This is a genomic window from Curtobacterium sp. Curtsp22 (assembly GCF_059492135.1).
On sequence record NZ_CP168519.1, the window covers coordinates 3764070 to 3788949 of the forward strand.

The window sequence follows — 24880 nt, forward strand, 5'->3', positions numbered from 1 at the left end:
TCGCGACGGGGGACAAGCGCCGATAGCCTTGAACGTCCCTTCAGGGGACACCGACGATCAGGACGCGTCCGCCGCAGCAGCACAGCGGGGGCCGTACGGTCGGCTGGACCGGGGTCGTCCCGAGTACGACCCCCGCGTGCGTGATCGCTCGCCCTGCGCCGTTGCGCGGGCTCGATGCGATGTCGCCGAACACGGTGCCGGGCGACCCGTCCGCAACCACCGGTACCGCCGTGCGCCGTTCCGCGCCGCGGTCCCGCGAGGAGCACCGTTGACCATCGCACCACCCCAGGACCGGCGTGCCGTCACGCCGGACCACCCCACCGACATCCCGGCCGTGCGCGTGCACGGCGCCTACAAGGTCTTCGGCCGTCGACCCGGTGAAGCGGTCCGCCGCCTGGCCGACGGCGCCACCCGTGACGAGGTCCGTGACCTCGGCTCGGCAGCCGTCATCGACGCGTCCTTCGACGTGCGTCCCGGCGAGATCTTCGTCGTCATGGGCCTGTCCGGCTCGGGCAAGTCGACGCTCATCCGCATGCTGAACGGCCTACTGGAGCCGACCGCGGGCAGCGTCGAGATCGGCGGCCGGACGGTCACCAAGGCGACGCCGAAGGAGATCCGCGAGATCCGCCGAACCAGCGTGTCGATGGTCTTCCAGCACTTCGCGCTGCTGCCGCACCGCACGGTGCTCGAGAACGTCGCGTACGGCCTCGAGGTCAACGGCGTCGACAAGGCCACCCGGCTCGCCAAGGCCCGCGAGGTCATCGGCCTGGTCGGACTCGACGTCTGGGCGGACGCCAAGCCCGACGAGCTCTCCGGCGGCATGCAGCAGCGCGTCGGCATCGCCCGCGCCCTCGCCGCCGAGACCGACGTCCTGCTGATGGACGAGGCCTTCAGCGCCCTCGACCCGCTCATCCGCCGCGAGATGCAGGAGCAGCTCGTCGACCTGCAGCAGCGCCTCGGCAAGACGATCGTCTTCATCACGCACGACCTCAACGAGGCCATGTTCCTCGGCGACCGGATCGCCGTGATGCGCGACGGCCGGATCGTGCAGATCGGTTCGCCGGAGGACATCCTCACGGACCCCGCGAACGACTACGTCGCCCAGTTCGTGCAGGACGTCGACCGCGCCCGCGTGCTCACCGCGTCGAGCGTCATGGAGCCCGCACGTGCCGCGGTCCCGCTGACCGTCGGCCCGCGTGGCGCGCTCCGGACCATGCGTGACCTGCAGACGGCCGCGGTCTTCGTGACCGGACGCGGCCGGAAGCTCGAGGGCTGGGTCCGCGACCGGCACGTCATGCGCCAGGTCAAGGCCGGCGACACGAACCTCGACGCCATCGTCAACACCGAGTACGCCCGGGTCGCGCCGGAGACCGCGCTGACCGACCTGTTCGAGCTCGCGGTGGAGTCGCCGCTGCCCATCGCGGTCGTCGACGACGAGGGGCGCCTGCTCGGGGTCGTCCCGCGCGTCACGCTGCTCGCCGCCCTCGGCAACGTGCCGACGGCGACGATGCCCATCCCGGTGCTCGAGCCGGTCACCCGCATCTCCGACTCCGACATGGACTCGACCCTCGCCGAAGGAGACCACGCATGATCACCCCCGGAACCAACTCCTTCGGCGACTTCCACCTGCCCCTCGGCACCTGGGTCGCAGCGATCGTCGACTGGATCACCACCTACCTCTCCGGCTTCTTCGACGTCGTCCGCTACGTGTTCACGTGGATGGACGCGTGGATGGAGTACTTCCTCTCCACGCCGCCGTTCTGGGTGGTCGTCGCGATCCTCGTGGTCCTGGCGTTCGTCGCGAAGGGCTGGAAGCTCGCACTCGGCGCCGCCGTCGGTCTGCTCTTCATCGTGAGCGTCGGCCAGTGGACGAACGCGATGGACACCCTCGCCCTCGTGATCGTCGCCGCGGGGCTCGCTGTCGTGTTCAGCATCCCGCTCGGCATCTGGGCCGCCCGCTCGGACACCGCCAGCCGGATCATCCGCCCGGTGCTCGACTTCATGCAGACCACCCCGGCCTTCGTCTACCTGATCCCGGCGCTGCTGCTCTTCCGCGTCGGCGTCGTCCCCGGCATCGTCGCGACGATCGTGTTCGCGATGGCTCCGGGCGTCCGGCTCACCGAGCTCGGCATCCGTGGGGTCCCGAGCGAGGTCGTCGAGGCCGGCGCCGCGTTCGGGTCGAGCCCGTGGCGCATCCTCCGCCAGATCCAGCTGCCGCTCGCGAAGGCCAGCATCATGGCGGGCGTCAACCAGGTCATCATGCTGTCGCTGTCGATGGTCGTCATCGCTGGCATGGTCGGCGCCGGGGGACTCGGCGAGCAGATCGTCGCCTCGCTGAACCGCATCGACGTCGGTCTCGGTGCGGAAGCCGGCCTGTCGGTGGTGGTCCTGGCGATCCTGCTGGACCGCCTGACCGCAGCGCTCGGCGGTGACTCGGGCCGCGCCTCCAGGCTCTTCGGACGTGCGAAGCGGAAGCCCACCGTGACCGCGACGCCGAACGCGGCGACCGCCCAGACCGCCGCCACCACCGAAGCGGCCACCGACCGCCAGACCGTCGACGCGTGAGGAAGGAACAGATCATGAAGCGAACCAAGCGCACCCTCGCGGCCGCCGCCCTCGCCGCCGCCACCGCACTCGGCCTGTCCGCGTGCATGCCGCCCGGGTACTACGGCGCCTCCGGCACGCTCGACAACGGCGACCAGAAGTCGATGCACGTCGTCGTCTTCAACGGCTGGGACGAGGACACCGCCGCGAGCTACCTCTGGAAGCACGTCCTCGAGCAGAAGGGCTACGACGTCCAGCTCACGAACTCCGACGTCGCACCCGCCTACACGGGCCTCGCATCCGGCGACTACGACGTCGTCTTCGACACCTGGCTGCCGAACACGCACAAGGAGTACATGGACACGTACGGCAAGGACCTCACGGACCTCGGCGCGTGGAACGAGCAGGCGTCGCTCGAGCTCGCCGTGCCGGAGTACTCGGACATCGACTCGATCGACGAACTCACGGCGAAGGCCTCGGACTTCGGCAACAAGATCGTCGGCATCGAGCCCGCAGCCGGCGAGACGAAGGTCGTGCAGGACCAGGTGATCCCGCAGTACGGCCTCGACGGGATGGACTTCATCACGAGCTCGACGCCGGCGATGCTCGCCGACCTCAAGGCCGCGATCGCGAAGAAGGAGGACGTCGTCGTGACGCTGTGGCGTCCGCACTGGGCGTACGACGCCTTCCCGATCAAGGACCTGGAGGACCCGAAGGGCGCCCTCGGCAAGAACGAGGAGATCCACACCATCGCCAAGAAGGACTTCGCCGACGAGTTCCCGCAGGCGTCGAAGTGGATGGAGGACTTCGCGATGGACTCCGACACGCTCTACTCACTCGAGAACGCGCTCGTGAACAGCGGTGCGAAGACGAGCGAGTACCCGGCGATCACCGCGAAGTGGGCGTCCGAGCACCAGGACTACGTGGACTCGCTCACCTCGACGAAGTAGCAGCAGCCCCTGCCAGGAGGCGCGGTGCCGGTCCGGCGCCGCGCCTCCTGGCATGCGGGTGGTCGCGTTCCTGAACGACGTCCGTCGTCCACCGCTTCGATGGAGGGATGGACATCCTCCTCCGGCTCCTCGTCGCGATCGGCGTCGCGCTGCTCGTCACCGCCGCCGCCGCGCTCGTCCTGCACCTCGTCTTCCGCGCACTCGCGCGGCGGGAACGCTGGGCGGCCGTGCTCTCCCGACGCATGAAGCACCCGTTCCGCACCGAACTGCTCGTCGTGCTCCTCTGGGTCGCCTTCGTCACGAGCGTCCCGAACCGGCCGGACGCCTTCCCGTGGCGCGCGCCGGTGTCGCACGGCTTCCTCATCGCCACGATCGCAGCGGGCACCTGGCTGGCGTGCCAGATCGCGATCTTCCTCGAGGACCTCGGCCTGCACCGCTTCCGCATCGACGTCCCGGACAACCGGCACGCCCGCCGCATCCGCACGCAGGTCCTCGTGATCCGCCGGCTGACCGTCGCGGTGCTCGTGATCATCGGCATCGGCGCGATCCTGCTGACCTTCCCGGGGGTCGAGGCAGCCGGGGCGAGCGTGCTCGCGTCGGCGGGGCTCATCTCCGTCATCGCGGGCCTCGCGGCGCAGTCGACGCTGGGCAACGTCTTCGCTGGCATGCAGCTCGCGTTCTCCGGGGCGATCCGTGTCGACGACGTCGTCGTGGTCGAGCAGCAGTGGGGTCGGATCGAGGAGATCACCCTCACCTACGTCGTCGTGCACCTGTGGGACGACCGGCGGTTCGTGCTGCCGTCGACGTACTTCACGAGCACGCCGTTCGAGAACTGGACCCGGACCAACAGCGAGCTGCTCGGGGCCGTCGAGCTCGACCTCGCCTGGCGGGTCCGGCCGGGGGAGATGCGGGCCGAGCTCGACCGGATCCTCGACCGCACCGAGCTCTGGGACCGCCGGGTGAAGGTCCTGCAGGTCACCGACGCCGTGCAGGGGTCCGTGCGTGTCCGGGTCCTCGCGACCTCGCACGACGCGCCGTCCCTGTTCGACCTGCGCTGCTACATCCGCGAGGAGCTCGTCGACTGGATCCAACGGACCCACCCCGACGCGCTGCCGGTCCAGCGGGTACTCATGGTGGACGAGGTCGCGGCGCCGCGACGGCGCGCGGCGTCGACCGCCTCGGAGTCCGCGCTGTTCACGCCGGACCAGGACGACCGTGCGGCGCTCTTCACGGGACCGATCCAGACCTCGGACATCCCGCGGTCGGAGCGCTGACCGGCCGGCCCCGGAACAGACGGACGGGAGGGACGGTGCCAGCTGGCACCGTCCCTCCCGTCCGTCACCGGGTCGCGTCGCGGTCTACGGCTGCTTGGCCTTGACGGCGCGGTCGTCCTCGACGACCGTGCCGATCGCTACGAGCGTCGTCGCGATCCACGCCACCCACGTCAGCGCGAGGCGCCAGTCACGCGGGCCCTGCCGCGTGGTCTGCAGCACGCTGTAGCCGCTGATGATCGAACTCCACACCGCACCGCTGAACATGAACTTCCGCACGGGTTCCTCCTGTCGTCGTCCCGTCAACGCTACCGGCCGCTACATTGGAGCGCCGCCGGACGCCCTGCCCGGCGCACTCGTGGAGGAGTCGTCGTGCGCCAGGCCGTCATCGGGGGAGTCCTGCTCGTGGTGGGCGCGGTGTGCGTCGCCCTCGGGTTGCTCCCACTGTCCGACCTCGCCGAGCTCGCCGACCGGGTCGTCCCGGTGCTGGCCTTCGTGCTCGGACTCACCGTCGTCGCCGAGCTCGCGGCGGACGCCGGGGTCTTCGACCGGCTCGCCGACGTCGCCGCACGGGTCGGGGGCGGGCGGACGATCGGGCTCTGGGGCGCCGTGGTCGTGCTCGCCGTCCTGTGCACCGTGTTCCTGTCGATCGACACCACGGCGGTGCTCCTCACCCCGATCGTCATCACGCTCGCCCGGCGGGTCGGACTGCCGCCGATGCCGTTCGCGCTGACGACCGTGTGGCTCGCGAACACGGCGTCGCTGCTGCTGCCGGTGTCGAACCTGACGAACCTGCTCGCCGTCGACCGCATCGGGCTCGACGGGCCGATCCCGTTCGCCGGGCTCATGGTGTGGGCGGCCCTCGCCGGTGTCGTGATCCCGTGCGCCGTGCTCCTCGTGGTGTTCCGCGGCAAGCTCTTCGGTCGGTACACGCCGGTCTCGGTCCGGGCGGCGACCGACCCGGTGTTCTTCTGGTCGGCGTCGGCGGTGCTCGTCGCGCTGGTGATCGCCCTGACCGCCGGCGTCACGGTGTGGATCGCCGCGATCGCCGCGGCGGTCGTGCTCGTGGTCGTCGCGGCCTTCCGGGCGCCGTCGGAGCTCAAGCCGTCGCGCGTGCCGTGGTCGACGCTCGTCTTCGCGGCCGGGTTGTTCGTGGTCGTCGAGACACTGCACACGACCGGCATCACCGACCCGATCGTGGCTGCGCTCTCCGGTGGCACCGGGACGGGGTCGCTCCTGGTGCTCGGCGGTGCCGGCGCGCTGGCGGCGAACGCGATCGACAACCTGCCCGCCTACCTGGTGCTCGAGCCGGCCGCCGGGCACGAGGCCCTGCGCTACGCGGCGCTCCTCGTCGGGGTGAACGCCGGCTGCCTCATCACGCCGTGGGCCTCGCTCGCGACGCTGCTGTGGCACGCACGACTGTCGTCCGAGGGCGTCCACCTGTCGTGGGGGCGGTACATGGCGCTCGGGTGCATCGTGGCACCGCTCACCGTCGTCGCCGGGGTCCTCGCGCTGCGGCTCTAGAGCCAGTCCTTCTTCTTGAACACCCCGTAGAGCGACAGGGACGAGACGACCACCAGTCCGAGCGCGTAGAACAACCCGCTCCAGTGGCTCTCGCCGGGGAACGTCACGTTCATGCCGAACGCCCCCGTGATCGCCGTCGGGATCGCGATGATCGCCGCCCAGCTCGTCACCTTCTTCATGACCGTGTTCTGCCGGTTCGACGCCAGGTTGAGGTTCGTGTCGAGGACGCTCGACACCGCGTCGCGGAGCTGGTCGACGGAGTCGGTGATCGACACGAGGTGGTCCTCGACGTCGCGGAAGTAGGGGCGGATGCCGTCCGAGATCGTCTCGGCGTCCCCGTGCAGCAACGAGGCGACGCTGTCCCGTGTGGGGACCACCTGACGGCGCAGGACGCCCAGGGCCTTGCGGAGGCGGAACGATCGCCGCTGGATCTGCTTCTCACGCGGGGTGCCGTGTTCGAAGAGGTCCTCCTCGAGCGCGTCGATCCGGCGCTCGATGTCCTCGACCGTGTTCGTGGCGTGGTCCGTGACCGCGTCGAGCAGGCCCCACATCAACCACGGGACGCCGTGGTCGGCGATGTCCGTGGTCGCGTCGAGCCGGCGCTCCATCGCCCCGGTGTCGACGTCGCCGCCGTGGATCGTGACGAGGGCGTGCTCGGTCACGAAGGCCTTCACCTCGTGCGTGGTGAGGTCCCCGGCGTGGTCGAGGCCGCCCACGTCGTAGACGACCAGGAAGAGGCTGTCGCGGTACCGATCGAGCTTCGGGCGCTGGCCGCGCTCGACGGCGTCCTCGACCGCGAGCGCGTGGATGCCGAGCTCGGCCTCGACGTGTTCGAGGTCGGACGGATCGGGGTCCGTGTAGTCGACCCACACGAAGGTGCCGTCCTCGGCGATGAGCTCGGAGATCCGGTCGACCGGGAAGTCCCGTTCCGCCGCGGTGCCGTTCCGCCACGCCCGTGTCATGACCATGGGGTCGAGCCTAGTGAGACGGCCGACCCCGGGACTCCAGGGTCGGCCGTGCACGCGGTGCGGGCTCTCAGTACGCCGAGACGAGCTTCCCGTCCTCGACCTTCAGGTAGACGTCCACGTCGAACGTGTCCTCGCCCTTCTGCGCGTCCCCGAAGTAGTCCGTGTACGAGTACCCGATCCTGCCGTCTGCGGTGCTCGTCACCTCGACGAGTCCGCCACCGGACGACTGCACCTCCAGGTCCGGCTTCGACCGGACGTCGTACTGGACCGCGCCGTCCGCGTCGTACGGGCCGTACCAGGGGCAGCCGTCCGCGTAGCTGATGTCGGTCTTCGCCGCGCAGTCGTCGATGAGGTCCGACACGTACTGCTCGGCGTCGGTCTCGAGCTGCTTCGTGGGCTTCGCCTCGAAGTCGGCGTACGGCGAGCTCGACGACCCCACGCGGAGCGTCTCGGTGCCGCCGGTGAAGTACTCCGTGCCGCCGACCTCGACCTGGTAGCTGCCCGGGTACGCGAGCGACTGGAACGAGCCGTTCTCGATGACGCCCACCTTCTTGCCGCCGACGGTCACGTCGGCGCCCTCGAGGACCTGCGCGGCCGAGACCGTCACACGGTCCGTGAGCGGCTCCGTGACGCGCCACTCGTCCTTCACGAGGAACGACGTGCCGGTCCGCTCGAGGACGATCTGACCCGAGCGCTGCGCGTCGCCCTGCCGGAAGGTGACGTTCGCGTACGCGGTGTCCCCGCTGGTCGACACCCGGCCGACGCGGACGTCGGTGGGACGGTCCTTGGCGCTCTGCAGCACGGCGGAGTCGAGCATCGAGGCGTCGCCGGTCACCTCGCTCAGGCTCGCCGCGGTGTCCGCGTCGCCCTGGGCGATCGCGTCGACGTACGACCGGGCCGTGGGTCCGGGACCCCAGACGGTGGTGCGGAGCACGCTCGTGGTGATCGCTCCTGCGACGACGACCACGACGACCGCGCCGCCCGCGACGAGGGAGCGCACGAGGACCTTCTTCGCGCGCGGGGACATCGGCGCGGGGGCGGGGGCGCCCTGGCCGACGAACGGCTGGCTCGGGTGCGGCTGGCCGACCGGGGCACCGGGCTGGACGGGCTGGTCCGGCTGCGTCGGGCCTGCCGGGGCCGCCGCATCCGCGGGCACCGCCCACACCGGAGCCGCACCGTCGGCCGTCGAGCCGGTCGCCCCCGTGGCGGGAGCGACGGGTGCCCCGGGCACGCTAGCGCCGGCGGACCCGTCGAGCGGAGCGGTCGGCCGGGCCGGCACCGGGTCGGTCCCGACCACGCGCGCCGTCCGCAGCAGCACGCCGCCGCCGAGGCGGGGGAGCAGCACGGGTGCCACGTACCGGGCGACGACCTCGATGGCCCCGCCCCAGAGCGCGAAGACGACGGGCGTCCACGGCGTCACACCGACCGAGCCGGACCCGCCGACCGCACTCGAACCCGTCACCTGGTAGGACACCACGCCGGTGCCGAGCACGAACAGCACGAGTCCGGCGACGAACCAGACCACGGGCGTCGCGACCCAGTCGAGCGTCGTGCGGACCCGGTCGTTCCGGCGCACCGCGAGCGCCAGACCGGCCGCGAACGAGCTCACGACGACGAGCAGGACGACGAGCCAGGTCCAGCCACCGGCGCCCGCGAAGACCGAGGCGTTGCTCCCGGCGGCACCGAGTCCGGACCTGCCGACCCCACCGAGGAAGCCGAGCGCGGTCAGGGCGACGGCCGCGTTGCCGAGCAGCAGCGGTAGGGCGGCGCCCCACGACGGCTGCGCGACGAGCGCCACGACGACGAGCACGAGGGCGAGCAGGACGAGGAGCCCGCCGAACTGCCACGCGGCGACCCGCAGGGCACCGAGTGCCCGGGCGACGGAGGTGTTCCCGCCGACGAGCAGCGACGGACGCGCGAGCAGCACCGCGAGGGTGCCGATCACGAACGACCCGAGCACACTGCCGATCCCCACGGCGTGCACAGGGTCGATCTGCACCCCGGAGACGGCGGGGAAACGGATGGCGAGCACGAGGCCGGCGAGTGTGGTGACCGCGGTGGTCACGAGCCCGGCGACGACCGCCGTGACGACGAGCTGCGGGAGCGCGAGGACCCGGCTCCGGATGCGGCGAGTGAGCACGACCGCGAGCACGACCTGCGCCGCGAGCACCAGCACGGGCACGACGCCGACCGACCCCGACCCGGAACCGAGCAGCAGGATCGAACCGGAGCCGTGCAGCCGCCCGAGGTCCGCGAGGGCGACGAGCTGCGCCGGGGACCCCAGCAGCACGCTCACCCCCGACAGGAGCGACTGGACGTCGGGTGCCCCGGCCGACCCGAGGTCGGAGCCGCCGGTGCCGAGGCCCGAGGACGAGCCCGTGGACACCGGACCGGAACCGGCGGCGGCCACGGCGACCGTCAGGAACAGCGAGATCGCCGCGACGACGTACGCGGCGACCCACCCGCCGACACCCGCGACGACGGCGGCGACCCAGTCGCGACCGGGGACGGCGCGGAGCAGGCGACCGAGCGGGTCCGACGCTGCCGGCGCGGCTGACGGGGGCCCGGGCGGAACGGGCGGGACGGGCGACTGATCGCTCACGACGGTTGGGTCCTCTCTCGTCGAGAGGGCGGTGACGACCCCGTGCGTCACCTGCGTGTCCCCCCGACACGATGGACGCAGCGTACCGGAAGCCGTCGATCCGCCGTGAATCCGCTGTCGGCACGCTGGTAACTTCGGCACCGAACCCGGCGTTCGTGCCGGGCGGAACGGAGACCCCAGCACCCCATGGCAGCACCCCGCACCGAACAGACCCGCTACGCCTTCGTCGTCGCCTCGAACCGCCTGCCGGTCGACCGCATCGTCGACGAGGACGGCAACGAGGGCTGGCGGCACTCGCCCGGCGGCCTCGTCACCGCACTCGAGCCGGTGATGCGCGCGAACGACGGTGCCTGGGTCGGCTGGGTCGGCCAGCCCGACGTCGAGGTCGCCCCGTTCGACAACGAGGGCATCCACATCGTGCCCGTCCCGCTGAGCAACGATGACGTGGAGGAGTACTACGAGGGGTTCAGCAACGACACCCTCTGGCCGCTCTACCACGACGTCATCGAGCACCCGAGCTACCACCGCGACTGGTGGAACGCGTACAAGCGCGTGAACCAGCGCTTCGCCGAGCAGATCGCCGAGATCGTCGAGCAGGACGGCATCGTCTGGGTGCAGGACTACCAGCTGCAGCTCGTCCCCGCGCTCCTCCGCGAGCTCCGCCCGGACCTGACGATCGGCTTCTTCAACCACATCCCGTTCCCGCCCGTCGGCATCTACGCCCAGCTCCCGTGGCGCGCACAGATCCTCGACGGCCTGCTCGGGGCGGACGTGATCGGCTTCCAGCGGCACGACGACGCGAGCGACTTCCTCCGGGCGGTCCGGCACATCAAGGGCTACACGACCAAGGGGCAGACGATCGACGTCCCCGTCGACGACCCGGACGCACCGCGCAGCCGCAAGGGCATCACGGTGCGGCACGTCGAGGCCCGGCACTTCCCGATCTCCATCGACGCCGCCGGCTTCGAGGAGATCGCGCACCGACCCGAGGTGCAGGAGCGCGCCCGTGAGATCCGTGCGAGCCTCGGCAACCCGAAGACCGTGCTGCTCGGTGTCGACCGCCTCGACTACACGAAGGGCATCCGCCACCGGATCAAGGCCTTCGGCGAACTCGTCGAGGACGGCCGCATCGCGGTCGAGGACGCCACCCTCGTGCAGGTCGCCAGCCCGAGCCGCGAGCGCGTCGACACGTACGCCACGCTCCGCGACGAGATCGAGCTCACGGTCGGCCGCATCAACGGCGACCTCGGCGTGATCGGACACCAGCCGATCGCCTACCTGCACCACGGCTACCCGCGCGAGGAGATGGTGGCGCTCTACCTCGCCGCCGACATCATGCTCGTCACGGCCCTCCGCGACGGCATGAACCTCGTCGCGAAGGAGTACGTCGCGGCCCGGTTCGACAACGACGGCGTCCTCATCCTGTCCGAGTTCGCCGGTGCCGCCGACGAACTGAAGCAGGCCGTCATCGTCAACCCGCACGACATCGGCGCGCTGAAGGACTCGATCCAGCGCGCGATCGAGATGCCCCGACGCGAACGCTCGACCCGCATGCGGGCCCTCCGCAAGCGCGTCCGCGACAACGACGTGGCGCGCTGGTCGCGCTCGTTCCTCGAGGCGCTCGACCGCCACGCCCCGAAGAACGCGCAGATCGACCCCTCCGCGGCGGACCCGAAGGACCAGCACCGCGAGGCGCAGACGGACAACATGTCGATCTTCGACCAGGACGCCCAGACGGCGCGTGCTGCCGAGGACACCCGGGAGGCGCGTGATGCCTGAGACGACCACCGACCAGACCGCCGTCGACCGGGCCCTCGAGACGCTCGCGGCTGCGCCGCGACTCATCGTCGCCCTCGACTTCGACGGCACGCTCGCGCCGTTCGCCGACGACCCGTCGCAGGTCGGCGCCCTGCCCGGCTCGTGGGCGGCCGTCCTCACCCTGCACCGGGCGAAGGACACCGAGGTCGTCCTGGTCTCCGGGCGTCCGCTGGACAGCCTCGCCGCGGTGACGCACGCCCCCGCCGAGATGGCCCTCGTCGGGTCGCACGGCGTCGAGTGGCGCGTCGACGGACACGACGAAGCGGCCCTCACCGACGACGAGCAGGCCCGCGTGGCCCGGATCGGCACGGCGCTCGACGCGGTCGGGGAGCGGTTCCCGGGTGTCGTCATCGAACACAAGCCGGCCGGCCACGGCGTTCACACCCGCCGGGTGAGCGCCGAGGTCGCGGCCGAGGCGAACGCCGCCGCGAGTGCCGCCGCGCACGAGGCCGACCCGGACGTCCTCGAACGCGGGGGCAAGGACATCCTCGAGTTCGCCGTCCGGCACGTCACGAAGGGCGACGCGATCGCCAGGCTGCGCGACCTGCACGGCGCCGACGCGGTGTTCTTCGCCGGCGACGACGTCACCGACGAGGACGCCTTCCGGGTGCTCCGCGACGGCGACGTCGGCGTGAAGGTGGGGGAGGGCGACACGCTCGCCGGCTACCGGGTCGCCGACCCCGCGGCGCTCACCGACGTGCTGAAGCAGCTCGCTCGGATCCGCGCCACGCGCTGACCCGCAGCGACCCGACGGACCCGAACCGCGCCTCCTGGACCGCCCGTCACTCATGCGGATGCATCGAGTTGTCGGATTGGTATCCCAACTGCGCCTAGACTCACCCCATGCCTGATATCGACGTCAAGCCGCGCAGCCGGGTCGTCACCGACGGGATCGAAGCAACCACCTCGCGTGGCATGCTGCGTGCCGTCGGGATGGGGGACGAGGACTGGGAGAAGCCGCAGATCGGCATCGCCTCCTCGTGGAACGAGATCACCCCGTGCAACCTCTCCCTCGACCGCCTCGCGCAGGGGGCGAAGGAGGGCGTCCACTCCGGGGGCGGGTACCCGCTCCAGTTCGGCACCATCTCCGTCTCCGACGGCATCTCGATGGGTCACGAGGGCATGCACTTCTCCCTCGTCTCGCGTGAGGTCATCGCCGACAGTGTCGAGACCGTCGTGAACGCCGAGCGACTGGACGGCACCGTCCTGCTCGCCGGCTGCGACAAGTCCCTTCCAGGCATGCTCATGGCGGCCGCGCGCCTCGACCTCGCGAGCGTCTTCCTCTACGCGGGCTCGGTCATGCCGGGCTACGTGAAGCAGGCCGACGGCTCCTTCAAGGAGGTCACGATCATCGACTCCTTCGAGGGCGTCGGCGCGTGCAAGGCCGGCACCATGTCGGAAGAGGAACTCAAGAAGATCGAGTGTGCGATCGTCCCGGGCGAGGGCGCTTGCGGCGGCATGTACACCGCGAACACCATGGCGTCGGTCGCCGAGGCTCTCGGCATGTCGCTCCCCGGCTCGGCAGCGCCGCCCAGCGCCGACCGTCGTCGTGACTACTACGCGCACCGCTCCGGCGAGGCCGTGGTCAACATGCTCCGCCTGGGCCTCACCGCCCGCCAGATCCTCACGAAGGAGGCGTTCGAGAACGCCATCGCCGTCGCCATGGCACTCGGAGGCTCCACGAACGTCGTCCTCCACCTCCTCGCGATCGCGCACGAGGCCGAGGTCGAGCTCTCCCTCGACGACTTCAACCGCATCGGCTCGAAGGTCCCGCACCTCGCCGACATGAAGCCGTTCGGCAAGTACGTCATGGTCGACGTGGACCGCAACGGCGGCATCCCGGTGATCATGAAGGCGCTGCTCGACGCCGGCCTGCTGCACGGCGACGTCATGACCGTCACCGGCAAGACCCTCGCCGAGAACCTGGCCGAGATCGACCCGCCGGAGCTCGACGGCGAGGTGTTCCGGACGCTCGACAACCCGATCCACGCCACCGGTGGCCTGACGATCCTGCAGGGCTCCTTCGCGCCGGAGGGCGCCGTGGTGAAGACGGCCGGCTTCGACGCCGAGGTCTTCGAGGGCCCCGCGCGGGTGTTCGATCGCGAGCGCGCCGCCATGGACGCCCTCACCGAGGGGAAGATCCAGAAGGGCGACGTCGTCGTCATCCGGTACGAGGGCCCCAAGGGCGGCCCCGGCATGCGCGAGATGCTCGCCATCACGGCGGCCATCAAGGGCGCTGGACTCGGCAAGGATGTACTACTGTTGACGGACGGACGATTCTCAGGCGGCACAACCGGCCTGTGCATCGGCCACATCGCACCGGAAGCGGTGGACGCAGGTCCAGTCGCATTCGTGCGCGATGGCGACCGCATCCGTGTCGACATCGCGGCTCGCTCGCTCGACCTACTGGTCGACGAAGCCGAGCTGGAAGCCCGCCGAGAAGGCTGGGCCCCGCTGCCCCCGCGCTACACCCGCGGAGTCCTCGCGAAGTTCGCGAAGCTCGTCCAGTCCGCCGCCAAGGGCGCGGTCACGGGCTAGCGTCGACACACGCACCATCGCCATCACTCCAGGCAAGGAACACCTCATGCCCACGGAAGCCACTCCGCTGTCCGCGGCCGCCGGTGCACGCCGGACGCCGGAGATCCTGACCGGCTCGGGAGCCGTCCTCCGGACGCTCGAGCACCTCGGGATCACCGACGTCTTCGGCCTGCCGGGCGGTGCGATCATCCCGTTCTACGACGAGCTCATGGCGTCGCAGACGATCCGCCACGTCCTCGTCCGGCACGAGCAGGGCGCCGGCCACGCCGCCGAGGGCTACGCCTCGGCGTCCGGCAAGGTCGGCGTCGCCATCGCGACCTCGGGCCCCGGCGCGACGAACCTCGTCACCGCGATCGCCGACGCCTACATGGACTCGGTGCCGTTCATCGCGATCACCGGCCAGGTCTTCTCGACCCTGATGGGGACGGACGCCTTCCAAGAAGCCGACATCGTCGGCATCACCATGCCGATCACGAAGCACTCGTTCCTCGTGACCGACCCGGCCGACGTGCCGGCGACCCTCGCCGCGGCGCACCTCATCGCGACGACCGGACGCCCCGGCCCCGTGCTGGTCGACATCACGAAGGACGCCCAGCAGAAGTCGGCGCCGTACGTCTGGCCGCCCAAGATCGACCTGCCCGGCTACCGTCCGGTCACCAAGGCGCACGGCAAGCAGATCACCGCGGCCGCGCAGCTCCTCGCCGAGTCCGAGCGCCCGGTGCTCTATGTCGGCGGCGGCGTGATCCGCTCCCGGGCGACCGCCGAGCTGCTCCGCTTCGCCGAGGCCACCGGTGCGCCGGTCGTCACGACGCTGATGGCACGGGGCGCCTTCCCCGACTCGCACCCGCAGCACCTCGGCATGCCCGGCATGCACGGCACCGTCCCAGCGGTGCTCGGCCTGCAGGACAGCGATCTCATCATCGCGCTCGGCGCTCGCTTCGACGACCGCGTGACCGGCAAGGCCGACGAGTTCGCGCCGAACGCCAAGGTCGTGCACGTCGACATCGACCCGGCCGAGATCTCGAAGATCCGCTTCGCCGACGTCCCGATCGTGGGTGATGCGAAAGAGGTCCTGGTCGACCTGCTCGACGCGTGGGGCGGCATCCCGACCGACCAGCGTGCGAGCACCGCCGAGTGGTGGGCGAAGCTCGAGCAGCTCAAGGTCGACTTCCCGCTCGGCTACGCGGAGCCGACGGACGGACTGCTCGCGCCGCAGGCCATCATCAAGCGCATCGGCGAGCTGAGCGGCCCCGAGGCGATCTACGCCTCCGGCGTCGGGCAGCACCAGATGTGGTCGGCGCAGTTCATCAAGTACGAGCGCCCGAACGCCTGGCTGAACTCCGGCGGCGCGGGCACGATGGGCTACTCCGTCCCCGCCGCGATGGGCGCGAAGGTCGCCGAGCCGGACCGCGTGGTCTGGGCGATCGACGGCGACGGCTGCTTCCAGATGACCAACCAGGAGCTCGCGACCTGCGTCATCAACGACATCCCGATCAAGGTCGCGATCATCAACAACTCGTCGCTCGGCATGGTGCGGCAGTGGCAGACGCTGTTCTACGACGGCCGCCACTCGTTCACCGACCTCGAGACCGGCCACGACTCGCGCCGCGTGCCCGACTTCGTGAAGCTGGCGGACGCGTACGGCGCCCTCGGCATCCGCGTCGAGAAGGCGGACGAGGTCGACGCCGCCATCCAGCTCGCCCTCGAGACGAACGACCGCCCCGTGGTGATCGACTTCGTCGTGAGCCGCGACTCGATGGTCTGGCCGATGGTCCCGCAGGGAGTCAGCAACTCGTCCATCGAGTACGCCCAGGCCCTCGCCCCCACCTGGGACGACGAGGACGCCGACATGACGGGGGAAACCGCATGAGCCACGTCCTCTCCCTCCTCGTCGAGGACAAGCCGGGTCTGCTGACCCGCGTCGCCGGGCTGTTCGCGCGCCGCGGGTTCAACATCGAGTCCCTCGCGGTCGGCAACACCGAGGTCGACGGCCTCAGCCGGATCACGGTCGTCGTCGACGTCGAGGACCTCCCGCTCGAGCAGGTGACGAAGCAGCTCAACAAGCTGGTCAACGTCATCAAGATCGTCGAGCTGGACTTCTCCCAGTCCGTCCAGCGCGAGCACATGCTCGTGAAGGTGCGGGTGGACAACCAGACGCGCTCGGCCGTGCTCGAGGCAGTGAACCTGTTCCGTGCGCAGGTCGTCGACGTCGCGAACGACTCGCTCATCGTCGAGGTGACCGGCGACCCCGGCAAGATCCAGGCGATCCTCCGCGTGCTCGAGCCCTACGGCATCAAGGAGCTCGCCCGTGCGGGCCTCCTCGGCATGGGCCGTGGGCCCAAGAGCATCACCGACCGGGTGCGCTGACCGCGACCCGTGACGGACTGGAGGCGCGGGTCGCCACCCGCACCGCGCCTCCAGTCCGTCTCCTCCCGACTCACCGCAACCAACGCTTCCCGAACCGACCACAGGAGAACCACCACCGTGACTGACATCGTGTACGACGCCGACGCCGACCTGACGCTCATCCAGGGCAAGAAGGTCGCCGTCATCGGGTACGGCTCGCAGGGCCACGCCCACGCCCTCAACCTCCGCGACAGCGGCGTCGAGGTCAAGATCGGCCTGCAGGAGGGCTCGAAGAGCCGCCAGAAGGCGGAAGAGGCCGGCTTCGAGGTCCTCACCCCGGCCGACGCCACGGCCTGGGCGGACGTCGTCGTCATCCTCGCGCCGGACCAGGTCCAGCGCATCGTCTACAAGGACGACATCGAGCCCAACCTCAAGCCGGGCGCCACGCTCGTCTTCGGCCACGGTTTCAACATCCGCTTCGGCTACATCCAGGCGCCGGAGGGCGTCGACGTGTCGCTCGTCGCCCCGAAGGGCCCAGGGCACACCGTGCGCCGCGAGTACGAGGCCGGCCGTGGCGTCCCCGTGATCGTCGCCGTCGAGGTCGACGCGTCCGGCTCCGCCTGGGACCTCGCGTGGTCGTACTCGAAGGCCATCGGCGGCCTCCGCTCCGGCGGCATCAAGACGACCTTCACCGAGGAGACCGAGACCGACCTGTTCGGCGAGCAGGCCGTCCTGTGCGGTGGCACCTCGCAGCTCATCCAGTACGGCTTCGAGACCCTGGTCGAGGCCGGCTACCAGCCGCAGATCGCCTACTTCGAGGTCCTGCACGAGCTCAAGCTCATCGTCGACCTCATCTGGGAGGGCGGCCTCACGAAGCAGCGCTGGTCGATCTCCGACACGGCCGAGTTCGGTGACTACGTCTCCGGCCCGCGCGTGATCTCGCCCGAGGTCAAGGAGAACATGAAGGCCGTCCTCGCGGACATCCAGAACGGTGCCTTCGCGAAGCGCTTCATCGACGACCAGGACGCCGGCGCGCCGGAGTTCAAGGCACTCCGCGCGAAGGGCGAGGGCCACCCGATCGAGGCGACCGGTCGCGAGCTGCGCGCCCTCTTCGCGTGGAAGTCGAACGACGCCGACTACGTGGACGGTTCCGCCGCGCGGTAGTCTTCGCAACACCACTCGACGACGAGGCGGCGGTGCACCCGCACCGCCGCCTCGCGATGTGACCCGAACGTTATGCAGCACTTCACCACCAGCCCCGACGCCGCCCACCGGCGTCCCCTCGGCGTTCCCGGGGACGTTTCGCGACGACCGTCGTCCGGCCCGGACATGGGCGGTCCTCAGGTCGTCGTCCAGCATGGGAGGATCGTCGGATGGCGGTGACGAAGCGAGCGGTCCACATCGGCGCCGGCAAGATCGGACGCGGGTTCGTGGGGCAGTTCCTGGTCGCGAGCGGCTACGAGCTCACCTTCGTGGACGTCGACGACCGCGTCGTCTCGGCACTGAACGAAGCCGGCCGGTTCGTCGTGCACGAGGTCGGCGAGATGCCGGTCGAGCACCTCGTCTACGGGTTCACGGCCCTCAGCAGCAAGACCGACCGCGAGCAGGTCGTCCGGGCCATCGCCGAGGCCGACGTCGTCACGACCGCGGTCGGCGCCCGCACCCTCCCGCTCGTCGCCCCCGTCATCGCCGAGGGGTTGGCGGCCCGGCCGCTCGACCGCGGCGACGTCACGATCGTGGCGTGCGAGAACGCCTTCAACGCGACGGACTCCCTGCACGCCAGCATCCGTCGAGCCCCCATCCTCGAGGACCGCGACATCGCCGCCGTCTTCGCGAACTGCGCCATCGACCGCATCGTCCCCGACCAGTCCGGGGTGCTCGGCCAGTCCGGCGGCCTCGACGTCGTGCTCGAGCCGTTCTACGAGTGGGTCATCGAGCGCACGCCCTTCGCCGACTCGGACGCCGAGCCGCCCGCGATCGACGGCGTGACCTGGGTCGACGACCTGCAGCCGTTCGTCGAGCGCAAGCTCTACACGGTGAACACCGCGCACGCGACGGCCGCCTACCACGGCTACGTCCGGGGCATCCGCCTCATCCGCGAGGCCCTCGAGGACGAGGCCGTCCGCGCCGAGGTCGACGGCGTCCTCGCCGAGACCACCGCGCTCCTCGTCGCCAAGCACGGCTTCGACCCGGAGGAGCACGCGCGCTACGTCGCCGCGAACCTCTCCCGCATCGCGAACCCGCACCTCCCGGACACGACCGTCCGCGTCGGACGCAACCCGCTCCGCAAGCTCGGCCGCCGCGAGCGCTTCGTCGGCCCGGCCGCGCAGCTCGCCGAACGCGGGCTCCCCGTCGACCACCTGCTCGGCGCCGTGCGCGTCGCGCTCGACTTCGACGACGAGAACGACCCCGAGTCGATCGAGCTGCACGCGCTGCTCCGCTCGGGTGCGACGGCACACGCCCTCACCGAGATCCTCACCGGCCTGATGGAGAGCCACCCGCTGTTCCCCGCGGTGCGCGAGGTCGTCGCCGAGGTCCTCGAGACCCAGCCCGCCGACGTCTGACCAGCGGCCGTACCGGTCGTCCGTGGTCGAGCCGGAGCGGCACGCCTCGTAGAATCGAGGCATGACCACGGCAGCATCCCCGCCCGACGGCTCGGTCGACCACGACGACGACGCCCTCAGCTGGGGCGACGCCGACGACGCGACCCACGTCGACGCGGCGCACAACCCGGTCACCGTCAAGGAACGCTCCGGCCGTGACCCCGAGGCCCCCGAGACCTCCGGCGCGCTCATCGGGTTCGGCGTCTTCGGTGGCCTGTACCTGCTCTACACGGTGGCCTGGCTGCTCACGGCCTCGACCTCGTACGTCTCGGACGTCGACACCGTGCTGACCGTCTTCGTCGAGGTCCTCCGGTTCCTGTCGATCGTCGCGCCCGCGCTGTGGTTCACCGTCGTGCTCTGGGCCGGCCGTGGACAGCGCACGCGGAGCCGTCTGCTGTGGATGCTGCTCGGCGCCCTCGTCCTCTTCCCGTGGCCGTTCCTCATGACGCGGAGCTTCGGGTGACCGCCGCGACGCCGACCGTCCGTCGGTCGTCCCGGGCGTTCGTCGGCAAGGTCGTCGTCTGGCTCGTGTTCGCCCTGCTGTTCGCGTACATGACCGTCCAGAGCGTCGGCAACCTCGTGAACATCTCGGGTTCGGTCCGGCAGTTCAACGCCTTCCTCGACACGACGTCCGGCGGCGATTCGCTCCGGAGCAGCACGCCGTGGCTCTGGCTCGTGCTGGACATCGCGATCGCGCCGGTCGCGTTCGTCGTCGCCCTGTGGATCACCCGACGCGCTCGGCTCGCGGTGACCATCGGTGTCTTCGTGCTGGCCTTCGCGGCAGCCGGCGCGCTGTGGCTGGACCTGCAACTGTTCGTGCCGAGCCTGCTGGACTTCGGTCGCTCCTCCTGACGGCCAGGAGGCGCGGTGCCGGCCGGCACCGCGCCTCCCGTCCGTCGTGTGGTCGCCCACCGGACCGACCCTGCGGTCGTAACCACGTGCACACGTCGATACGATGGTGGGATACCGCCCGTCTCGTGTGAGGAAACTGCAGCTGTGCCGAAGCCGGTCGTCCTGATCGCCGAAGAACTCTCGCCCGCCACAGTCGACGCCCTCGGGCCCGACTTCGAGATCCGGAACGTGGACGGTACCGACCGCCCCGCCCTCCTGGCCTCCCTCGCCGATGCGCACGCCATCCTGGTGCGCTCCGCCACCAAGGTCGACGCCGAGGCGATCGCCGCGGCCCCGAACCTCAAGGTCGTCGCCCGTGCTGGCGTCGGCCTCGACAACGTCGACATCAAGGCGGCGACCACCGCCGGGGTGATGGTCGTCAACGCGCCGACGTCGAACATCATCTCCGCCGCCGAGCTCACGGTCGGCCACATCCTGTCGCTCGCGCGCCACATCCCGGCCGCACACGCGTCGCTCGCCGCCGGCACCTGGAAGCGCTCCGCGTACACCGGTGTCGAGCTGTACGAGAAGACCGTCGGCATCATCGGCCTCGGCCGGATCGGTGCGCTCATCACCCAGCGCCTGCAGGCGTTCGGCGTCCAGGTCATCGCGTACGACCCGTACGTCACCACGGCCCGTGCCCAGCAGCTCGGGGTCGAGCTCGTCTCGCTCGAGGACCTGCTCAAGCGTGCCGACTTCACCACGATCCACATGCCGAAGACGCCGGAGACGGTCGGCATGATCTCGGATGACCAGTTCGCGCTCATGAAGCCGACCGCGTTCGTCGTGAACGTCGCCCGTGGCGGGCTGATCGACGAGGACGCGCTGCACCGTGCGCTCACCTCGAACACGATCGCCGGCGCCGGTCTCGACGTCTTCGTGTCCGAGCCCCCGAAGGACTCGCCGCTCGTCGCGCTCCCGAACGTCGTCGTCACGCCGCACCTCGGTGCCTCGACGGACGAAGCGCAGGAGAAGGCGGGCGTCTCCGTCGCCAAGTCCGTGCGGCTCGCCCTCGGCGGCGAACTCGTCCCCGACGCGGTCAACGTCGCCGGTGGCGTCATCGACCCGTACGTGCGCCCCGGCATCCCGCTCGTCGAGAAGCTCGGCCAGGTGTTCACCGGTCTCGCGACGTCGCCCGTCACCAGCATCGATGTCGAGGTGCACGGCGAGCTCGCCGAGTTCGACGTCAGCGTGCTGAAGCTCGCGGCGCTCAAGGGCGTCTTCACCGACGTCGTCAGCGACCAGGTGTCCTACGTCAACGCACCGTTGATCGCCGAGCAGCGCGGGGTCACCGTGCGGCTCATCACCGACTCGGACAGCCCGGAGTACCGGAACGTGCTCACGATCCGCGGGGCCCAGTCCGACGGCCCGGCGATCAGCGTGTCGGGCACGCTCACCGGCCCGAAGCAGGTCGCGAAGCTCGTCGAGATCAACGGTCACGACGTCGAGGTCGCCCTCGCCGAGCACCACGTGGTGATGGAGTACACCGACCGGCCCGGCATCGTCGCGGTCTACGGCAAGGAGTTCGGCGACGCCGGCATCAACATCGCGGCGATGCAGATCTCGCGGGAAGCCGCCGGCGGCCAGGCGCTCAGCGTCCTCACCGTCGACTCGCCGGTCCCGGCCGAGATCCTCGAGCACGTCCGGTCCACGATCGACGCGGCCTCGCTCCGCGAGATCGACATCACGCTGTAGGGGAGTGGCGGACATGACGCAGACGGTGAAGCTCGCGGTGATCCGCGGGGACGGCATCGGACCCGAGGTGGTCGACGAGGCGCTGAAGGTCCTGCGCGCCGTGCTGCCGGGCGACCTCGTGGTGGAGGAGACCCCGTTCTCCCTCGGTGCCGACCGGTTCCTCGAGACCGGTGACATCCTCACCGAGGACGACATGTCCGCCATCGCCACCCACGACGCGATCCTGCTCGGCGCGGTCGGCGGCGACCCCCGCGACCCCCGGCTCGCGGGCGGGATCATCGAGCGCGGGCTGCTGCTGAAGCTGCGGTTCGCCTTCGACCACTACGTGAACCTGCGCCCGACCGTCGTCTACCCGTCGGTGACGACGCCGCTGACGTCCCCCGGTGACGTCGACTTCGTGGTCGTGCGCGAGGGCACCGAGGGACCGTACGTCGGCAACGGCGGCGTCATCCGCGTCGGGACCCCGCAGGAGATCGCGACCGAGGTCTCGTTGAACACCGCGTACGGTGTCGAGCGCGTCGTCCGGTACGCGTTCGAGCTGGCGGACCGGCGGCCGCGCAAGCACCTCACGCTCGTGCACAAGAGCAACGTCCTGGTGCACGCCGGAGCCCTCTGGCAGCGCACCGTCGCGGCCGTCGGGCAGGAGTACCCGGACGTCACGGTGGACTACCAGCACGTCGACGCCGTCACCATCCACATGGTGCGGGAACCTGCTAGGTTCGACGTCATCGTCACCGACAACCTCTTCGGGGACATCATCACCGACCTGGCCGGCGCGATCAGCGGCGGCATCGGTCTGGCGGCCTCGGGCAACATCAACCCGGACGGCACCTTCCCCAGCATGTTCGAGCCGGTCCACGGCTCCGCGCCGGACATCGCGGGTCAGCAGAAGGCCGATCCCACGGCCGCCATCCTGTCCGTCGCACTGCTGCTCGACCACATCGGTCGCAGCGATCTCGCGGCGGCGGTCACGCGGGCGGTCGAGGCCGACCTCGCCGACCGGGGCACCTCGCAGCGTCGCACGGCCGAGATCGGCGACGCCATCGCCGCCGCGGCCACGGCACGCACCACCACCGCCTGACAGGAGTCTCCCCGTATGAGCACCGACACCGACTTCGGACTCGCGTTCGCCACCACCCCCTCACCCGAGCGCCGTGCCGCCGCCGAGCGCGAGGAGATCCTCGCCGACCCGGGCTTCGGCAAGCACTTCACGGACCACATGGCCACCGTGCAGTGGACGCTGGACGCCGGGTGGCACGATGCCTCGGTCCACCCGTACGGGCCGATCAGCCTCGACCCCAGCGCGAGCGTCCTGCACTACGCGCAGGAGATCTTCGAGGGGCTGAAGGCCTACCGGCACGCCGACGGCTCGGTCTGGACGTTCCGCCCGGACGCCAACGCCAAGCGCTTCCAGCAGTCCGCGCGGCGGCTCGCGCTGCCGGAGCTGCCGGTGGAGACCTTCGTCGACTCCATCCGCGAGCTGGTCCGGACCGACGTCGACTGGGTGCCCTCGGCGCCCGAGACGAGCCTGTACCTGCGGCCGTTCATGATCGCGACCGAGTCGTTCCTGGGGGTGCGTGCGGCACAGGCGGTGGCGTACCACTGCATCGCGAGCCCGGCGGGGGCGTACTTCACCTCCGGACCGAAGCCGGTGTCGATCTGGCTGTCCACCAACTACGCCCGGGCCGGCAAGGGCGGCACGGGTGCGGCGAAGACCGGCGGCAACTACGCCTCGTCGCTCCTGCCCCAGCAAGAGGCGTACGAGCACGGCTGCCAGCAGGTCATGTTCCTCGACTCGGTCGAGGGCAAGTACCTCGAGGAACTCGGCGGCATGAACGTCGTGCTGGTGAAGGCGGACGGCACGCTCGTCACGCCGGACTCCGACTCCATCCTCGAGGGCATCACGCGCGACTCGATCCTGCAGCTGGCGGAGGACCGCGGGCTGCGCGTCGAACGCCGTCGGGTGACCCTCGACGAGTGGCGTGACGGCGTCGAGGACGGCTCCATCACCGAGGCCTTCGCGTGCGGGACCGCCGCCGTCGTGACCCCGATCGCGGAACTCCGCGGCGAGGGCTTCACGATCGGGTCGCCGACCGTCGGGGCCGGCGAGCTGACGATGTCCCTGCGCGACGAACTCACCGACATCCAGTACGGCCGCCGTGCCGACCCGCACGGGTGGATGACGCGCCTGACCGACCCGGCCTGAACGCACACCACACGTCGATAAGCTCCAACGGTGAAGATCGCACGGTTCAGCAGCAAGGGCGAAGACCCCCGGTACGGCATCCTCGACGAGCGCGACCTGGTCGTGCTGGCGGGTGACCCGATGTACCAGGGGTTCGAGACCACGGGGGAGCGGGTGCCGCTGGCCGACGCCAAGCTCCTCGCCCCCGTCATCCCGCGGTCGAAGGTGATCGGCGTGGGGCTCAACTACGCCGAGCACGCGTCCGAGATGGACGAGCGCTCCGGGGACGACCCGGTGGTGTTCCTCAAGCCGAACACGTCGGTGATCGGCCCCGAGGACCCGATCCGTCTCCCCGCCGGGGTCGGACGCGTCGACCACGAGGGCGAGCTCGCCATCGTGATCGGGTCGCTCGCGAAGAACGTCACGCGCGAGGACTTCGCGAGCGTGATCCTCGGCTACACGATCGCCAACGACGTGACCGCCCGTGACCTGCAGGCGCGCGACGGCCAGTGGACCCGGTCCAAGGGCTTCGACACCTTCTGCCCGCTCGGGCCGGCGATCGAGACCGAGATCGACCCGTCGGACATCCGCATCGAGACCCGCGTGGACGGCGACCTGCGCCAGGTGGGTTCGACGAGCGAGATGGTGCACGACATCCCGTCCCTCATCGAGTTCGTCTCGTCGATCTGGACGCTCCTGCCCGGCGACGTCATCCTGACCGGCACCCCTGCCGGCGTCGGCGAGATCCGCGACGGCGAGGTCGTCGAGGTGACGATCGAGGGGATCGGCACACTCAAGAACCCGGTCATCGCCAAGCACTGACGCGCGTCACCGAACGGCCCGCTCCCACCGTGGGGGCGGGCCGTTCCGCGTCTCCGCGCGGATCGGCCCGTGCGACACGCCCGGGGTGCGGGACGGTTGGCGGGGCCCCCAGGGCGTGTGTAG

The 24880-nt window shown here is 70.6% G+C and carries 21 protein-coding genes; 18 read left to right on the forward strand and 3 right to left on the reverse strand.

What is annotated here, in order from left to right; translation table 11 throughout:
* Positions 1-274: 274 nt before the first annotated feature.
* The 4 genes from ACEN8D_RS18200 to ACEN8D_RS18215 all read left to right on the forward strand — a co-directional run bounded on the left by ACEN8D_RS18200 (position 275) and on the right by ACEN8D_RS18215 (position 4768).
* Positions 275-1591: a quaternary amine ABC transporter ATP-binding protein gene (locus tag ACEN8D_RS18200; RefSeq protein ID WP_396127816.1), complete on the forward strand. Its 1317-nt coding sequence runs from the start codon at positions 275-277 to the stop codon at positions 1589-1591.
* On the forward strand, positions 1588-2565 hold the full coding sequence (locus ACEN8D_RS18205; RefSeq protein WP_413398500.1) for an ABC transporter permease: 978 nt from the start codon (positions 1588-1590) through the stop codon (positions 2563-2565). Before ACEN8D_RS18200 ends, ACEN8D_RS18205 begins: the two co-directional genes overlap by 4 nt.
* A 14-nt stretch (positions 2566-2579) precedes the next feature.
* Positions 2580-3494, forward strand: a complete 915-nt coding sequence (locus tag ACEN8D_RS18210) for a glycine betaine ABC transporter substrate-binding protein (RefSeq protein ID WP_413398501.1) — start codon at positions 2580-2582, stop codon at positions 3492-3494.
* A 107-nt stretch (positions 3495-3601) separates the two neighbouring features.
* Positions 3602-4768: a mechanosensitive ion channel family protein gene (locus ACEN8D_RS18215; protein WP_413398502.1), complete on the forward strand. Its 1167-nt coding sequence runs from the start codon at positions 3602-3604 to the stop codon at positions 4766-4768.
* Positions 4769-4852: 84 nt separating this feature from the next.
* On the opposite strand, the gene ACEN8D_RS18220 is transcribed toward ACEN8D_RS18215, so the two are convergent.
* The gene (locus ACEN8D_RS18220; protein ID WP_071294931.1) at positions 4853-5044 is read right to left on the reverse strand and encodes a hypothetical protein; all 192 of its coding nucleotides are present in this window, start codon (positions 5042-5044) and stop codon (positions 4853-4855) included.
* Between the two features lie 93 nt (positions 5045-5137).
* Between ACEN8D_RS18220 and ACEN8D_RS18225 the strand changes: the two genes are divergently transcribed.
* Positions 5138-6289: an SLC13 family permease gene (locus ACEN8D_RS18225; protein WP_070418522.1), complete on the forward strand. Its 1152-nt coding sequence runs from the start codon at positions 5138-5140 to the stop codon at positions 6287-6289.
* Here the strand turns inward: ACEN8D_RS18225 and ACEN8D_RS18230 are convergent.
* Positions 6286-7257, reverse strand: a complete 972-nt coding sequence (locus ACEN8D_RS18230) for a magnesium transporter CorA family protein (protein WP_309779886.1) — start codon at positions 7255-7257, stop codon at positions 6286-6288. The two genes, ACEN8D_RS18225 and ACEN8D_RS18230, sit on opposite strands and share 4 nt — an antisense overlap.
* 67 nt (positions 7258-7324) lie before the next feature.
* Positions 7325-9859, reverse strand: a complete 2535-nt coding sequence (locus tag ACEN8D_RS18235; RefSeq protein ID WP_413461333.1) for a hypothetical protein — start codon at positions 9857-9859, stop codon at positions 7325-7327.
* Between the two features lie 186 nt (positions 9860-10045).
* On the opposite strand from ACEN8D_RS18235, the gene otsA reads away from it, so the two are divergent.
* The 13 genes from otsA to ACEN8D_RS18300 all read left to right on the forward strand — a co-directional run bounded on the left by otsA (position 10046) and on the right by ACEN8D_RS18300 (position 24757).
* On the forward strand, positions 10046-11638 hold the full coding sequence (gene otsA, locus ACEN8D_RS18240; RefSeq protein ID WP_070418525.1) for an alpha,alpha-trehalose-phosphate synthase (UDP-forming): 1593 nt from the start codon (positions 10046-10048) through the stop codon (positions 11636-11638).
* On the forward strand, positions 11631-12413 hold the full coding sequence (gene otsB, locus ACEN8D_RS18245; RefSeq protein ID WP_071303818.1) for a trehalose-phosphatase: 783 nt from the start codon (positions 11631-11633) through the stop codon (positions 12411-12413). The genes otsA and otsB overlap by 8 nt, the downstream gene beginning before the upstream one ends.
* A gap of 107 nt (positions 12414-12520) precedes the next feature.
* Positions 12521-14215, forward strand: a complete 1695-nt coding sequence (gene ilvD, locus ACEN8D_RS18250; RefSeq protein ID WP_070418527.1) for a dihydroxy-acid dehydratase — start codon at positions 12521-12523, stop codon at positions 14213-14215.
* A gap of 46 nt (positions 14216-14261) precedes the next feature.
* Complete coding sequence (locus ACEN8D_RS18255; protein ID WP_070418528.1) at positions 14262-16085, forward strand: acetolactate synthase large subunit; 1824 nt, start codon at positions 14262-14264, stop codon at positions 16083-16085.
* On the forward strand, positions 16082-16582 hold the full coding sequence (ilvN, locus tag ACEN8D_RS18260) for an acetolactate synthase small subunit (protein ID WP_022907763.1): 501 nt from the start codon (positions 16082-16084) through the stop codon (positions 16580-16582). Before ACEN8D_RS18255 ends, ilvN begins: the two co-directional genes overlap by 4 nt.
* 117 nt (positions 16583-16699) lie before the next feature.
* The gene (gene ilvC / locus ACEN8D_RS18265) at positions 16700-17725 is read left to right on the forward strand and encodes a ketol-acid reductoisomerase (protein ID WP_070418529.1); all 1026 of its coding nucleotides are present in this window, start codon (positions 16700-16702) and stop codon (positions 17723-17725) included.
* A 209-nt stretch (positions 17726-17934) separates the two neighbouring features.
* A complete protein-coding gene (locus ACEN8D_RS18270) occupies positions 17935-19125 on the forward strand; it encodes a mannitol-1-phosphate 5-dehydrogenase (RefSeq protein ID WP_070418530.1) in 1191 nt (396 codons plus the stop codon).
* A 61-nt stretch (positions 19126-19186) separates the two neighbouring features.
* The gene (locus ACEN8D_RS18275; RefSeq protein WP_070418531.1) at positions 19187-19627 is read left to right on the forward strand and encodes a hypothetical protein; all 441 of its coding nucleotides are present in this window, start codon (positions 19187-19189) and stop codon (positions 19625-19627) included.
* The gene (locus ACEN8D_RS18280) at positions 19624-20016 is read left to right on the forward strand and encodes a hypothetical protein (RefSeq protein WP_402717544.1); all 393 of its coding nucleotides are present in this window, start codon (positions 19624-19626) and stop codon (positions 20014-20016) included. The genes ACEN8D_RS18275 and ACEN8D_RS18280 overlap by 4 nt, the downstream gene beginning before the upstream one ends.
* A 144-nt stretch (positions 20017-20160) precedes the next feature.
* On the forward strand, positions 20161-21750 hold the full coding sequence (gene serA, locus ACEN8D_RS18285; RefSeq protein ID WP_071294936.1) for a phosphoglycerate dehydrogenase: 1590 nt from the start codon (positions 20161-20163) through the stop codon (positions 21748-21750).
* Positions 21751-21763: 13 nt separating this feature from the next.
* Positions 21764-22831, forward strand: a complete 1068-nt coding sequence (locus ACEN8D_RS18290; RefSeq protein ID WP_413399539.1) for a 3-isopropylmalate dehydrogenase — start codon at positions 21764-21766, stop codon at positions 22829-22831.
* Positions 22832-22846: 15 nt separating this feature from the next.
* The gene (locus tag ACEN8D_RS18295; RefSeq protein ID WP_413399540.1) at positions 22847-23956 is read left to right on the forward strand and encodes a branched-chain amino acid aminotransferase; all 1110 of its coding nucleotides are present in this window, start codon (positions 22847-22849) and stop codon (positions 23954-23956) included.
* Between the two features lie 30 nt (positions 23957-23986).
* Complete coding sequence (locus ACEN8D_RS18300; protein ID WP_070418535.1) at positions 23987-24757, forward strand: fumarylacetoacetate hydrolase family protein; 771 nt, start codon at positions 23987-23989, stop codon at positions 24755-24757.
* Positions 24758-24880: the final 123 nt, after the last annotated feature.